At 73.3% G+C, this 13,053-nt stretch carries 9 protein-coding genes, 1 tRNA gene and 1 pseudogene; 5 read left to right on the forward strand and 6 right to left on the reverse strand.

Going from position 1 to position 13,053, the window contains the following annotated elements; translation table 11 throughout:
* Positions 1 to 100, forward strand: a pseudogene (locus ACIQJT_RS18980) (IS481 family transposase); the annotation flags it as partial.
* Here the strand turns inward: ACIQJT_RS18980 and ACIQJT_RS18985 are convergent.
* The 3 genes from ACIQJT_RS18985 to ACIQJT_RS18995 all read right to left on the reverse strand — a co-directional run bounded on the left by ACIQJT_RS18985 (position 97) and on the right by ACIQJT_RS18995 (position 5,791).
* Positions 97 to 1,461 (reverse strand): M1 family metallopeptidase, encoded by a 1,365-nt coding sequence (locus tag ACIQJT_RS18985; protein ID WP_402644820.1) that lies wholly within the window; start codon positions 1,459 to 1,461, stop codon positions 97 to 99. The pseudogene ACIQJT_RS18980 and the gene ACIQJT_RS18985 sit on opposite strands and share 4 nt — an antisense overlap.
* A gap of 77 nt (positions 1,462 to 1,538) precedes the next feature.
* Complete coding sequence (locus tag ACIQJT_RS18990; RefSeq protein ID WP_402644822.1) at positions 1,539 to 5,405, reverse strand: Pls/PosA family non-ribosomal peptide synthetase; 3,867 nt, start codon at positions 5,403 to 5,405, stop codon at positions 1,539 to 1,541.
* 298 nt (positions 5,406 to 5,703) lie between these two features.
* Positions 5,704 to 5,791 (reverse strand) — tRNA-Leu (locus ACIQJT_RS18995).
* A gap of 197 nt (positions 5,792 to 5,988) precedes the next feature.
* On the opposite strand from ACIQJT_RS18995, the gene ACIQJT_RS19000 reads away from it, so the two are divergent.
* From ACIQJT_RS19000 to ACIQJT_RS19010, 3 genes are all read left to right on the forward strand, one after another.
* Positions 5,989 to 7,314, forward strand: a complete 1,326-nt coding sequence (locus tag ACIQJT_RS19000) for a M20/M25/M40 family metallo-hydrolase (RefSeq protein ID WP_402644825.1) — start codon at positions 5,989 to 5,991, stop codon at positions 7,312 to 7,314.
* A gap of 156 nt (positions 7,315 to 7,470) precedes the next feature.
* On the forward strand, positions 7,471 to 7,704 hold the full coding sequence (gene chpH / locus ACIQJT_RS19005) for a chaplin ChpH (RefSeq protein ID WP_007380902.1): 234 nt from the start codon (positions 7,471 to 7,473) through the stop codon (positions 7,702 to 7,704).
* A 149-nt stretch (positions 7,705 to 7,853) separates the two neighbouring features.
* Positions 7,854 to 8,660 carry a chaplin gene (locus tag ACIQJT_RS19010; RefSeq protein WP_402644828.1) on the forward strand — a complete coding sequence of 269 codons (807 nt, stop codon included), beginning with the start codon at positions 7,854 to 7,856 and terminating at the stop codon, positions 8,658 to 8,660.
* A gap of 61 nt (positions 8,661 to 8,721) precedes the next feature.
* Here the strand turns inward: ACIQJT_RS19010 and ACIQJT_RS19015 are convergent, their stop codons facing one another.
* Positions 8,722 to 8,910 (reverse strand): DUF5703 family protein, encoded by a 189-nt coding sequence (locus tag ACIQJT_RS19015; protein ID WP_007380901.1) that lies wholly within the window; start codon positions 8,908 to 8,910, stop codon positions 8,722 to 8,724.
* 47 nt (positions 8,911 to 8,957) lie between these two features.
* Between ACIQJT_RS19015 and ACIQJT_RS19020 the strand changes: the two genes are divergently transcribed.
* A complete protein-coding gene (locus ACIQJT_RS19020; RefSeq protein ID WP_365457620.1) occupies positions 8,958 to 9,626 on the forward strand; it encodes a hypothetical protein in 669 nt (222 codons plus the stop codon).
* Positions 9,627 to 9,700: 74 nt separating this feature from the next.
* On the opposite strand, the gene ACIQJT_RS19025 is transcribed toward ACIQJT_RS19020, so the two are convergent.
* Positions 9,701 to 11,962 (reverse strand): helix-hairpin-helix domain-containing protein, encoded by a 2,262-nt coding sequence (locus tag ACIQJT_RS19025; RefSeq protein ID WP_402644830.1) that lies wholly within the window; start codon positions 11,960 to 11,962, stop codon positions 9,701 to 9,703.
* A complete protein-coding gene (locus tag ACIQJT_RS19030) occupies positions 11,959 to 12,942 on the reverse strand; it encodes an aldo/keto reductase (RefSeq protein ID WP_365457624.1) in 984 nt (327 codons plus the stop codon). The genes ACIQJT_RS19025 and ACIQJT_RS19030 overlap by 4 nt, the downstream gene beginning before the upstream one ends.
* Positions 12,943 to 13,053: the final 111 nt, after the last annotated feature.

Consider the following 13,053-nt stretch of genomic DNA (forward strand, 5'->3'; position numbering starts at 1 on the left):
AGACTTCCTACACACCTACAACCACCACCGCTGCCACACCGCACTCGGCGGCCACCCACCGATCAGCCGCGTGAACAACGCTGCGGGCCAATACACCTAGCCGGCGTTGGTCGGAGGATGGGCAGGCCGCGCCGGACCCAGCGTCGGCAGGGCGGGCAGCGCCGTCCCGTGCACCCACGCGTCGAACAGCCCGTCCAACGGCTCGTCCGCGAACCGGTTGACATGCGCTGTGAGCGTCGAGGTGGTCACCGCCCCGCCCCGGTGCAGCCCGGCCCAGCCGCGCAGCATCCGGAAGAACGCCTCGTCTCCCAGCGCACAGCGCAGCGCGTGCACGGTCAGCCCGCCGCGCTCGTAGAGCCGGTCGTCGAACATCGACTTGCGGCCGGGATCGCCCAGCCGCAGGTCCTGGGGGAGCGAGGACAGCAACCGGTGCGCGGCGGCGGCCAGTTGCTGTGCCGTACGGCCCCCCGAACGCTCCGACCACAGCCACTCGGCGTACTTGGCGAACCCCTCGTTCAGCCAGATGTGCCGCCAGTCCGCGATGGAGACGCTGTTGCCGAACCACTGGTGCGCCAGCTCGTGCGCGACCAGCCGCTCCCAACCCCGGGCCCCGTCCACGTGGTTGGCGCCGAACAGCGACAACCCCTGTGCCTCCACGGGCACATCGAGCTCCTCCTCGGTGACGAGGACGGCGTACTCGTCGAACGGATACGGCCCGAACAGCTCCTGGAACAGCTCCATCATCTGCGGCTGCCGCGCGAAGTCCCGTGAGAACTCCGGCAGCAGGTGCGCCGGGATGTGCCCGTGCTGCGGCACCCCGCCGGGACCCGGGTCGCCCAGCAGCACCGTCTGGTACTTGCCGATCGCGAGGCCCACCAGATAGCTGGAGGTCGGCGCAGCCTGTTCGTACACCCAGGTGGTGGTGGACGCCTTGGTCGTACGGGTCAGCAGCCGCCCGCCCGCGACCACCGCGTACGCCGACGGCGTGGTGACCGAGATCTGGTACGACGCCTTGTCCGCGGGCCGGTCGTTGCACGGGTACCAGGACGGCGCCCCGATCGGCTGGCTCGCCACCAGCGCCCCGTCCTCCAGCTCCTCCCAGCCGAGCCCGCCCCAAGTGCTCTGCACCGGCCCGGGGTTGCCCGACCACTGCACCTCGACCGTGAACGCGGCCCCGGGCCGCACCGGTTTCGCGGGCCGGACCCGCAGCTTCCCGCCGCGGTGCGTGTAGTGCGCGGGGCGGCCGTCCACCCGCACCCGGCCGATCTTGAAGTCGGACAGGTTGAGCATGAACTCGGCGAGCGGCGAGCGTCCCGCTATGGCGTTGATCCGGGCGCTCCCGGCCAGCCGGTTGGGAGCGGGGCGGTAGTCCAGCGCGAGCTCGTAGCGGTGCACCCGGTACCGGACGTCACCGTGGTCAGGGAAGTACGGGTCCGCACCCGCCGCCTGCTGAACTGCCACTGCCGCTTCCGCTCCCTGCGCCGCGTCGCCACTCGGATCCGCCGGTGCACCGCCCACCGACTCCGGGTGGCCCGCGTTCAGGGCCGCCATGCCTCGATCGGGTTGCCGAGCCAGCGGGTGTCGTCCGGGACGGACTCCGCGGCCATGACGAGCGACGCGGGACCCAGCGTGGTGCGGGCCCCGATCGTGCTGCCGGGCAGCACGATCCCGCCAGGGCCCAGCGTGGCGCCCTCACGGAGAACAACAGTATCCGTCCGCAAGATCCGGTCGTGGAAGAGGTGGGTCTGGAGCACACAGCCGCGGTTCACGGTGGTCGCGTCCTCCAGCGTCACCAGATCGGTCTCCGGCAGCCAGTAGCTCTCCACCCAGACGCCCCTGCCGATCCGCGCCCCGAGTCCGCGCAGCCACGCCGTCAGGACCGGGGTACCGGGCACCGAACCCGCGAGCCACGGCACCGCCAGCACCTCGACGAAGGTGTCCGCGAGCTCGTTGCGCCACACGAAGCCGCTCCACAGCGGGTGCTCCCCGCAGCGGTGCCGCCCCACGAGCAGCCACTTCGCGACCACCGACACCAGCCCCGCCACCGCACCGGCCGCGAGCAGCACCACTCCGGCGAGCAGCCAGGCCCACGGTCCCAGAACGCACAGCGCGGCGACCGTCAGCACCGCGAGCCCGGCCGAGCAGAACACCGGCACGATCCGGCACAGCTCCACCAGTCCGCGCGCCCACAGCAGCCCCGCCGACGGCTCGTACGTCCGGCTCTGGTCGCTGTCGGCCGCGCTGCGCGGCAGCTTCACCGGCGGCAGTCCCAGGTACGACGTGCCCTTCTTCGCCTTCTTCGGGGTGGCCGACAGCACCCCGACCAGGCCGCCGTCCGGCACGGTCCGCCCCGGCGCCGTCATCCCCGAGTTCCCGAGGAACGCCCGCCGCCCGATCTCCGCGCGCCCGATCCTGACCCAGCCACCGCCCAGCTCGTAGGGCGCGGTCAGGGTGTCGTCGGCCAGGAACGCGCCCTCGCCGACCGTCGTCAGGGTGGGCAGGGCCAGCACGGTCGACACCTCGGCGCCCCGCCCGATCCGCATCCCCAGCAGCCGCAGCCACACCGGCGTGACCAGCCCGGCGTACAGCGGGAACAGCGTCTCGCGCGAGCGGTCCATCAACTGCGTGACGGTCCACGCCTGCCACCCGACCCGGCTGTGCGTCGGATACGTCCCCTCGCGCAGCCCCAGGCTCAGCAGCCGTACCGAGGCCAGGAGCAGCAGCGCGTACGCCAGCCCGAAGGTGAGCGTCGCCGGGACCAGGGCCAGGAAGGCGCCGGCCAGGGGCGCGGACCCGGCGACGAAGGGCCGGGCCACCAGGAACGCGGCGCCGCCCGCGAGCACCGGGAGCAGGGTCAGCGCGAGACCGGTGAGGCCGTACATCACCCGCCAGTACGTGCCCCGCGCCGGCCGTTCCTTCGGCCAGTTGCGCTTGGCCTTGCCGAGCTTGACCGCGGGCGCGCCCGCCCAGCGCTGACCGGTCGGGATCTGCCCGGTGACCGCCGAACCCGGTGCCACCTCGGCCCGCTTGCCGACACGGGCGCCCGGGAAGAGCATGCTGCGCGTGCCGACGACCGCGTGCGCACCCACCCTGACCTGGCCGATCTCCAGCCGGTCGCCGTCCAGCCACCAGCCGGACAGGTCCACCTCGGACTCCACGGCGGCGCCCCGGCCCAGCTTGAGCATGCCGGTGACCGGCGGCAGCGAGTGCAGGTCCACCTCGGGACCGACCTTGGCGCCGAGCGCCCGCGCGTACCGCTCCAGCCAGGAGCCGGTCAGCGAGGTCGCCCCGCTGGACTCGGCGAGCCGCTCGGCGGCCCACAGCCGCAGGTGGACGCTGCCACCGCGCGGGTGGCGGCCGGGCCGGACGCCCCGCAGCAGCAGCCGGGCCCCGCCGGCGGCGATCGTGAGCCGTCCGGGCGGACTGAACAGGGCGAGGGCCCCGGCGCCGATCAGCCACCAGGAGGCGGTGGGCAGCCAGCCGTAGGAGGGCAGGAGGTTCCCGGCGGCGGTCAGGGGCACCATCCAGCGGAGCCCCGTCAGCGCGAACAGGGGGAGCAGCAGCAGGAGTTGGATCACCTGGGCCCGGACCGGCACCGGTGCGACCACCCGTGCCGCCCCGTCGTCCTGCGCGGACTCCTCCAGACGGCGGGCCAACTTCCGCAGGGTGGGCCGCTGGTAGATGTCGAGGACGGCCGCGCTCGGGTAGCGGGTGCGCAGCCGGGTGGTCAACTGGGCGGCAGCCAGGCTGGAGCCGCCGATCGCGAAGAAGTCGTCGCGCGGTCCGGAGACCGGGACACCGAGGACCTCCGCCCACTGCTCGGCGAGCCAGGCCTCGGTGCCGTACAACTCCTCTGTCCTTACGGCCGCTTCGAGCCCTTTCAGCGGCCACGGCAGCGCGTCGCGGTCCACCTTGCCGGAGGTCCGGGTCGGCAGGTCGTCGACGGGGGCCAGCAACGGCACGAGCGCGGCGGGCAGTTCGGCCCGCAGCCTCTCCACGGCGGCCGCGTGGTCCCAGCCGTCCTGCGTGACGACGTACCCGACGAGGAGCTGGTTTCCGCTGCCGGCGGTGCGGACGGCGGCGGCCGCTCCCGCCACCCCGGGCAGCGCCTGGAGGGCGGCGTCGACCTCGCCGAGCTCGATCCGCCGGCCACCGAGCTTGATCTGCTCGTCGGCCCGCCCGAGGAAGACCAGTCCCTCCGGCTCCGCCTTCACCAGGTCACCGCTGCGGTACGCCCGCTCCCAGCCCAGCGACTCCAGCGGCGCGTACTTCTCCGCGTCCTTCTCGGCGTCCAGGTACCGGGCCAGGCCGACCCCGCCGATCACGAGCTGCCCGGTGGCGCCCATCGGCACCGGCTCCCCGGCCTCGTCGACGACGGCCAGCTCCCAGCCGTCCAGCGGCAGCCCGATCCGGATCGGCTCCTCGCCGCTCATCAGCGAGGCACAGGCCACCACGGTCGCCTCGGTGGGCCCGTAGGTGTTCCACACCTCCCGGCCCTCCGTCACCAGCCGCTGCGCCAGTTCGGGCGGACAGGCCTCCCCGCCGAAGATCAGCAGGCGTACGTCGTCGAGGGTCTCGGGCTCCCACAGCGCGGCGAGCGTCGGCACGGTGGAGACCACGGTGATCTCCTGCTCGACCAGCCAGGGCCCGAGGTCGGCCCCGCTGCGGACCTGGGACCGCGGCACCGGCACCAGACAGGCCCCGTACCGCCACGCCAGCCACATCTCCTCGCAGGAGGCGTCGAAGGCGACGGACAACCCCGCCATGACCCTGTCACCGGGACCGATGGGGTCGTCGGTGAGGAACAGCGCGGCCTCGGCGTCCACGAAGGCGGCGGCGCTGCGGTGCGAGACGGCGACGCCCTTGGGCCTGCCGGTGGAACCGGAGGTGAAGATGATCCACGCGTCGTGCCCGATACCGGGCCGGGTGGCGGGGGCCGCACCGCGCCCGCTGACGGTCAGCTCGTGCCCGGCGCCGACCACGGCCCGCACCTCCGCCTCCCCGAACACCAGCTCGGCCCGCTCGTCGGGGTCCTCGGCGTCGACCGGGACATAGGCGGCACCGGCGGCGAGGACGGCGAGGATCGCGACGTAGAGGTCGTTGGTGCCGGACGGCACCCGGACGCCCACCCGGTCGCCGAGCCCCACCCCGGCCGCGGCGAGCCGCCGGCGCAGTCGCTCGACCTCGGCGGCCAGCGCACGGTAGGTGAGCCGGGTCGTCCCGTCGTCCAGGGCGAGCTCGTCGGGGAAGGAGCGCACGGACGCGTCGAAGACGTCGACGAGGGTGCGGGGGGAGGCGGCGGGGCCCCCGGAGAAACGGGCGGTGTCACCGAACTGTTCGTGGATCTCTGCGCTGAGCTCTTCGTCGAGCAGGCCGAGAGCACTGCTCTCGTCTATGGCTGCCATCGGTCCTCGCGTCTCGATCCCGGAGCCTCCGGGGCGCTGGCGGGCCCGCAGGTCTGCCTGGGGTTGTCCGGGTCCAGCTCGTAACAAGCCGGAAATTTTAGTACGACGCTAGGTTCGCCCCAGGGGAACGGCGACCCGGAGGGGCCGTCCGGGGGTGGGGCGGCCGCGTCCGCGGAGCGCTGACCTGGTGATCTTCACGCCGAGCGAGAGATGCCCCACACGCAGCGAGCAACAGCGCGAGCAGCAGGGCGAACACGACGAATCCCCCCGGCCGCCTGAGCGGCCGAGGGGATTCGGCTGGTGTCCGAGGGGGGACTTGAACCCCCACGCCCGATAAAGGGCACTAGCACCTCAAGCTAGCGCGTCTGCCATTCCGCCACCCGGACAAGGTGTCTGTCGTGCGGGGTTTCCCTCGCGGCGACGAAGGAAACATTACCAGGCTTTCGAGGGGGCCCGATCACCCCCCGTCCCCGCCCCGGGCGGGCGTGAACGGCGTGTGACGGGCCGGGCCCGGTCTTGGGGCCGACCGGGGCGCGGGGAGAGGATGAGGGCAACCACCAGCAGTGACAGCGGGAGGAACAGCGTGAGCGACACGGACACGGCCAGGGGCGTCACCGGCGAGGACGAGGTCGTGGACCTCTGCCGCGAGCTGATCCGGTTCGACACCAGCAACTACGGCGACCACTCCGGCCCGGGCGAACGCAAGGCGGCCGAGTGGGTCGCGGAGAAGCTCGCCGAGGTGGGGCTCGACCCGCAGATCTACGAGTCGCACCCCGGCCGCGCCTCCACGGTGGCCCGGATCGCGGGCGAGGACCCGTCCCGGCCCGCCCTGCTGATCCACGGCCACCTCGACGTCGTACCGGCCAACGCGCAGGACTGGACCCACCACCCCTTCTCGGGCGAGGTCGCCGACGGGTGCGTGTGGGGGCGGGGCGCGGTCGACATGAAGGACATGGACGCGATGACCCTGGCGGTCGTCCGGGACCGGCTGCGCAGCGGGCGAAGGCCGCCCCGGGACATCGTCCTCGCCTTCCTCGCCGACGAGGAGGCCGGCGGCACGTACGGCGCCCGGCATCTCGTCGACCACCACCCCGACCTGTTCGAGGGCGTGACCGAGGCGATCAGCGAGGTGGGCGGCTTCTCCTTCACGGTGAACGAGCAGCGCCGGCTCTACCTGATCCAGACGGCCGAGAAGGGCATGCACTGGATGAAGCTGACCGTGGCCGGCACCGCGGGACACGGCTCGATGATCCACCGGGACAACGCCATCACCGAACTGTCGGAGGCCGTCGCCCGCCTCGGCCGCCACAAGTTCCCGGTCCGGGTCACCAAGACCACCCGTGCCTTCCTCGACGAACTCGGCGACGCGCTGGGCACCGAGCTGGACCCGGAGGACATGGAGGGCACCCTCGCCCGGCTCGGCGGCATCGCCAAGCTCATCGGCGCGACCCTCAGCAACACCGCCAACCCCACCCAGCTCGGCGCCGGCTACAAGGTCAACGTCATCCCGGGCGAGGCCACCGCGCACGTCGACGGGCGCTTCCTGCCCGGCTTCGAGGAGGAGTTCCTCGCCGACCTCGACAAGATCCTCGGCCCCAAGGTCCGGCGCGAGGACGTGCACTCCGACAAGGCCGTCGAGACCACCTTCGACGGCGCCCTCGTGGACGCCATGCAGTCCGCCCTGGTCGCCGAGGACCCGGCCGCCAAGGCGATCCCCTACATGCTCTCCGGCGGCACCGACGCCAAGTCCTTCGACGAGCTCGGCATCCGCGGCTTCGGCTTCGCGCCGCTCAAGCTCCCCCCGGAGCTGGACTTCGCCGGGATGTTCCACGGCGTCGACGAGCGGGTGCCCGTGGACGGGCTGAAGTTCGGCGTGCGGGTTCTCGACCGGTTCATCGACGCGAGCTGACGTGAGCCGACTCGTGTTGACGCGCTTATTCGGCCGCGCGTACGAGATCGGCCGGGAAGGGTGAATGCGCTCATAAGCTCGTATCCCCATTACTCCCTCCTCGTTACAACTCATGTGATCCGCTGCTTGGGATCGCATTGCCAACAAGGAGGAATAATGATCAAGAAGGTCGTCGCCGCTGCGGCTGCTACTGGTGGCCTGGTTCTCGCGGGCGCGGGCCTTGCCGTCGCCGATGCGGGTGCGCAGGGTGCCGCTGTGGGCTCCCCGGGTGTGCTGTCCGGCAACGTCGTGCAGGTTCCCGTTCACGTCCCGGTGAACGTCTGCGGCAACACGGTCTCCGTGATCGGCCTGCTGAACCCCGCCTTCGGCAACACCTGCATCAACAAGTGACGTTGTGCCTCGCCCTTAGTTAACAGGGATGAGCCCGTCGGCCCCGGAGTGCAAGCCATGCGCTCCGGGGCCGACCGGCCTTTTCGAAAAGAGAAAGAACCGCGATTCAGCGGAATTTCGAGACAAGGTCGAAAGCAGGGATTGGGTACATGCGACAAGTCACCCGCAAGGGCCTGATGACAGTGGCGGCCGCCACCGGAGTGATCGCCGCCGCCGGAGGCGCCGCCCACGCGGACGCGGGCGCGAGCGGATCGAGCGCGAACTCCCCGGGCGTGCTCTCGGGCAACACGGTGTCCGCGCCGGTGCACGCGCCGGTGAACGCGTGCGGCAACACCGTGAACGTCGTCGGGGTGCTCAACCCCGCGATGGGCAACAGCTGCGCCAACAAGGGCGGCGGCAGCGGAACGCCCGGCTCCGGGAACCACGGCGGCAGCCACGGGGGCGGACACGGAGGGCACGGACCCGGCGGACACGGCGGTTCCGGAGGCACAGGCTCCGGCGGCTCCGGCGGCTCGCACGCCGGCGGTCACACCGGTGGCTCGCCCGGCGTCGGCTCGGGCAACCACGTCGAGGTGCCCGTCGACGCTCCCGTGAACGTCTGCGGCAACAGCGTCGACGTCATCGGCGTCGGCAACCCCGCCATGGGCAACGAGTGCGGCAGCGGCAGCGGGCAGCACACCCCGCCCGGAGGCCCGGAGCAGCCCGGCACCCCGGAACAGCCCGGCAACCCGGTGGAACCCGGCCACCCCGGTTCCCCGGCCACCCCGCCCGGGGCACGCGCCGTGACACCGGGCGGCGGCAACCACCCCGGCACCCAGACGGTCGCCCAGCCCCTGGGCAGCGCCCAGCTCGCGCAGACCGGCAGCGAGCTGCCGATCGGGCTGGCCGTCCCGGTGGGCGCCGGCGCGCTGCTGGCGGGTGCGGTCCTCTACCGCAGGGCACGGGCCTCGGCCTAGGACACACCGCGTGAAACGGAGCGGGCCCCGCCTCGGCGGGGCCCGCTCCGTTCGTGCTGTCTCACCACGTGGCACGCACCTGGCGGATGATCCGCCGGCGCAACCGCACCCTGCGGCTGCCGTCGCGCATCAGACTCAGTCGGTCCAACTCCCAGTGTCCGTACTCGGCATGGTCCGTCAGCAGACGTGTGGCGTCCTTGCGGGAGACCCCGCGAGGTACGTACACGTCGACAAATTCGTATTCCGGCATCGCATCTATTGTGCGGGCCGGGGCCCGCTACGGATAGCGTCTGCACTATGTCTGATGCTGTGCAGCCCACCGCTGCCGAGGTACGTGCCGCCGCCGAGGCGGTCAAGACCGCGCTCGACCGCCACCTGGCCGCGGTCGAACGCAGGTCTGGAGAGGACGACCCCGCCGTCTACGAGGCCTTCAACGAACTGGCCGCGGCCGCCGAGGTGTACGACGAGCTGCTCTACGACCGCTATGACGAGGTCACCCCCTTCGAGATCCCGGGCGCGGAGGACGCCCCTCCGTACACGGGCCCCGAGGAGCCGAACGCGCTGAGCGTGCTGATCCGCCGCGACTACGCCGTGGTGGAGCCGCAGCGGCTGCTGGCCCAGGCCCAGCGGGTCGAGGCCGCCGACGAGGGGCTCGGCACGGAGGCCTCCGGCACGGTGCACGGCGCGCTGGAGGTGCTGTTCGGTGAGTTCGAGCCCGACGAGATCGCCTCCCGGCACAAGGAGTTCGGGCTGGAGGAGGGCGACTCCACGCTGTGGGTGACCGCGGCGGACGAACCGGCCGAGCCGGGGGAGTGGCTGGAGACGCCGTTCGAGCAGGTCGACGTGGAGCGGGTGGTGTGCCGGTTCGACGTCAGCGCGATGTTCGACGACGAGCTCGACGACGACGCCGACGGGCCCGACACCGGGGACGACGACCTGGAACCGCTGGACGTGGATCGTCACTGAGACAAAAGGAGCGCAGCCCCGGAGGAACGGTCTCCGGGGCCGCGCTCCTTTTCCGTCAGCCGGTCGTCCTCCGGTCAGCCGGTCGTCGGCGACTGGGCGCCGAGGAGCGTGGGCAGCCGGGTCGTCCGGGGCTTGGCCGGGATCTCGGCGACCGCCCGCGGCAGGGCCTGCTCCACGCCGTGCACCACGGACAGGTGGCGGTCCGCCCGGCCGAACGCCGTGTAGACCCAGGGCCGGCTGAGGGCCTGTGCCGCGTCCCCGGGCAGGACCACGACCGCCGCGGGCCAGCGGCCGCCGACCGCCTGGTGCGCGGTCAGCGCCCAGCCGTGCCGCACGCACTGCTCCACCCGCTCCTTCGGCACGACCACGGCCTCACCGGAGCAGACCAGGCGCAGACCGTCCGCGTCGGCCCCGACCACCCGGCCGGGAAGCGTACGGCCCGGTACGGGCGAGTAGGCGACGCGGTCACCGGGGTCGAACCCGCCGAAGCGTCCCGGGCCGGGGTTCAAGCGCTCCTTCAGGGCCGCGTTGAGGACCCGGGTGCCGGCCGCGCCGCCGTGGCCCGGCGTGATCACCTGGGTCTCCTCGGCGGGGACCCCGATCGCCCGCGGCACCGAGTCCGCGACCAGTTGCACGGTCCGGTGCACGGCCTCGCCCGCGTCCCGCACCGGCACGATCACGACCTCCTTGCCGGGGGCCTCGACCTGGTTCAGCTCCCCGATGCCGATTCCGGAGACCAGCTCGCCGAGGGGGCCGGGGTCCGGCCTGCGCGAGGCGATCTGCGGACAGATCCGTGCGGCGAGCAGATCCGCGAACACCCGCCCGGGCCCCACCGACCACAGCACCGCCGGGTCCCCGCTCAGCACCAGCCGCGCCCCGTCCGGCAGGGACTCCACGAGCAGTGCCGCCGTCTCCACGTCGAGCTGAGGCGCGTCGAGCACGACGAGCAGGTCGAGGTCGAACGCCCCGTCGGCGTCCCGACCGGGCCCCTCGGCGCCGGAGAGCAGTCCTGCGACGGTGGCGACGGGCCGCTCGGAAGCGGCCTGGCCGGCTGCCGGCAGGGCGCCGAAGCGCTCGCGGCCCAGCGGGCTGTGGGTGGCCGCCCACGCCCGCAGCCCCAGCCCGCGCGCCGCAGCCAGCAGCGCCGCCGGTTCCGCCAGGGCCGCCTCACCGCCGGTGTGCAGCACCAGGCCGCCCGCCGCGACCGCGCGGATCAGCTCGGCGGCCGATCCCTCGGCCGCCGTCGCCGCGCGCTCCCAGTCCTCGGCCGAACCGTCCTCCTTGGGCACCGAGTTGATCAGCCGGGCCAGTCCGTCGGCGAGGCTCTCCTCCGCGAGGGCGTACCGCTCCAGGCCGACCAGGATGCGCACCGGCCGCTCGGCGCCCTCCTCGTCGTCCTCCGCCGGCTCCGGGGCCGCCGGGTCCAAGGCGTCCTGGAAGACCAGGGCCTCGGCCTCGGCGAGAGTGCTCTGCACGGCCGCTTCGGCGTCCGGCACGCCCCGCTGGGCAAGCGCGGCGGTGAGCGCCGGCATCTCCAGCGCGGTGTGCCCGGCGAGGGCCGCCTGCTCCAGGAGCCAGACGGTGACCGCGCGTCCGCGCCGCTCGTCGTCCGGCGCGCAGTCCGCGCCGAGCAGCGCCCGCGCGAACCCGTCGGCCTGCTCGGGGCGCACGCCCGGGACCCGCAGCAACTGCCAGGGGTCGGCCCGCAGCTCGTCGTCGGCTCCCTCCCCGAGGACGGCGGCGACCTGCGCCGCGAGGGCCTCCGGCGCCCCGCCCTCGGTCAGCACCCGCCGTACGGCCTCCACGGTCTCCGGTACGGGCGCGCCCACGGCACCGGCCGCGCCGCCGGCACCCGGCTCGGCCGACTGAGCCGACACCGGCCGGGGCCGTGCCGGTTCCTGGGCGGGCCGGCGCGGGGGCTCGGGCTCGCTGAAGACGGCTGCCACGGGCTTCGCCCCGCTCTCCACCGCCCGTACGGCGGCGAGGAGATCGGCCGCCTTCCCGCTGAGCTTGGCCCCGCTCTCGATCGGTCCCTGCTTCTCGGCCTTGCGCCGGGCGATGCGCTCCCGCTCGATCCGCTGCGCCGCCAACTCGGCCTCGGCCTCGGACAACCGGGCCTTCTCCGCCGCCTCCGCCTCGACGTCGGAGCCGTGCGCGGCACCGTCTTCAGCGCCGGCGTCGGCATCGCCATCGGCGCCGAGGGTGGCACCGCCCTCGTCCGTGCTGTCGCCGCCGTCCGCCTCCCGCGCCGGCGTCCCGTCCGTGCCCTCCGGCTCCGGCGCGGCGCCCCGCGTCCCCGGCTCGGTCTTCTCCGTGGGCTCCGGCTCCGTGCTCACAGCGTGCTCCAGTCGTGATCGGGATAGCGGTGCACGGGCGCCGACACATCGTCGAGCGCCCGGCAGATCTCGTCAGGAAGACTAAGGGCCTCCACTGACAATGCCGCCGTGAGCTGCTGCGAGTTGCGCGCGCCGACGATCGGCGCGGTCACCCCCGGCCGGTCCCGGACCCACGCGAGGGCCACCTGGAGCGGTGTCACCGCGAGTCCGTCGGCCGCCGTGGTCACCGCGTCCACGATGTGGCTCGCGGTGTCGTCGAGGTACGGCGCGACGAACGGCGCCAGATGCTCCGAGGCACCCCGGGAGTCGGCCGGCGTGGAGGTGCGGTACTTGCCCGTCAGGACACCGCGGCCGAGGGGGGAGGAGGGCAGCAGTCCGATGCCCAGGTCGAGTGCGGCGGGCAGCACCTCCCGCTCGACCCCGCGCTGGAGCAGCGAGTACTCCAGCTGTGTGGCGGCAAGCCGGGTGCGCGTCCCGGGCGCGGCCAACTGCCACGTCCCTGCCTTGGCGAGCTGCCAGCCGCAGAAGTTGGAGACCCCGGCGTAGCGGGCGCGGCCGCTGCTGACGGCCAGGTCGAGGGCCTGGAGCGTCTCCTCCAGGGGGGTGTGGGGGTCGTAGGAGTGGATGTGCCACACGTCGACGTAGTCCGTGCCGAGGCGGGCCAGTGAGTCGTCCAGCGCGGAGAGCAGGTGGCCGCGCGAGCCGTCGACCCGGACGTCCGGGTCGGGGACGCTGCCGGCCTTCGTGGAGATGACCAGGTCCCGGCGCGGGACCAGCCCTTCTATGAGGCGGCCGAGGAGGTACTCGGCCTCCCCGTCGCCGTAGACGTCCGCCGTGTCGACCAGCGTCCCGCCTGCCTCCCAGAACGTTTTCAGGAGGTCCGCCGCGTCGTGCTCGTCGGTGTCCCTGCCCCAGGTGAGGGTGCCGAGCCCGATGCGGGACACGCGCAGGCCGGTACGGCCGAGATGCCTCTGCTCCATGAACGCCGAGATTACTGGCCAGAACCTGCCGCGTGGGGGCCTGTGGACAACGGATTCCGACAGGTACGCGCTATTCCCGCGCCCGGTCGGGCACGGGCCGCGGCCTGCCCC

This window comes from Streptomyces sp. NPDC091972 (assembly GCF_044756385.1).
In the GTDB taxonomy this organism is placed as follows: domain Bacteria; phylum Actinomycetota; class Actinomycetes; order Streptomycetales; family Streptomycetaceae; genus Streptomyces.

Excerpts from the sequence above, each read along its gene's own strand:
- chpH (WP_007380902.1), top strand. The coding sequence starts at position 7,471 with ATGATCAAGAAGGTCGTCGCCGCTGCGGCTGCTACTGGTGGCCTGGTT.
- ACIQJT_RS19030 (WP_365457624.1), bottom strand. The coding sequence starts at position 12,942 with ATGGAGCAGAGGCATCTCGGCCGTACCGGCCTGCGCGTGTCCCGCATC.
- ACIQJT_RS19010 (WP_402644828.1), top strand. The coding sequence starts at position 7,854 with ATGCGACAAGTCACCCGCAAGGGCCTGATGACAGTGGCGGCCGCCACC.
- ACIQJT_RS19015 (WP_007380901.1), bottom strand. The coding sequence starts at position 8,910 with ATGCCGGAATACGAATTTGTCGACGTGTACGTACCTCGCGGGGTCTCC.
- ACIQJT_RS18990 (WP_402644822.1), bottom strand. The coding sequence starts at position 5,405 with ATGGCAGCCATAGACGAGAGCAGTGCTCTCGGCCTGCTCGACGAAGAG.
- ACIQJT_RS19020 (WP_365457620.1), top strand. The coding sequence starts at position 8,958 with ATGTCTGATGCTGTGCAGCCCACCGCTGCCGAGGTACGTGCCGCCGCC.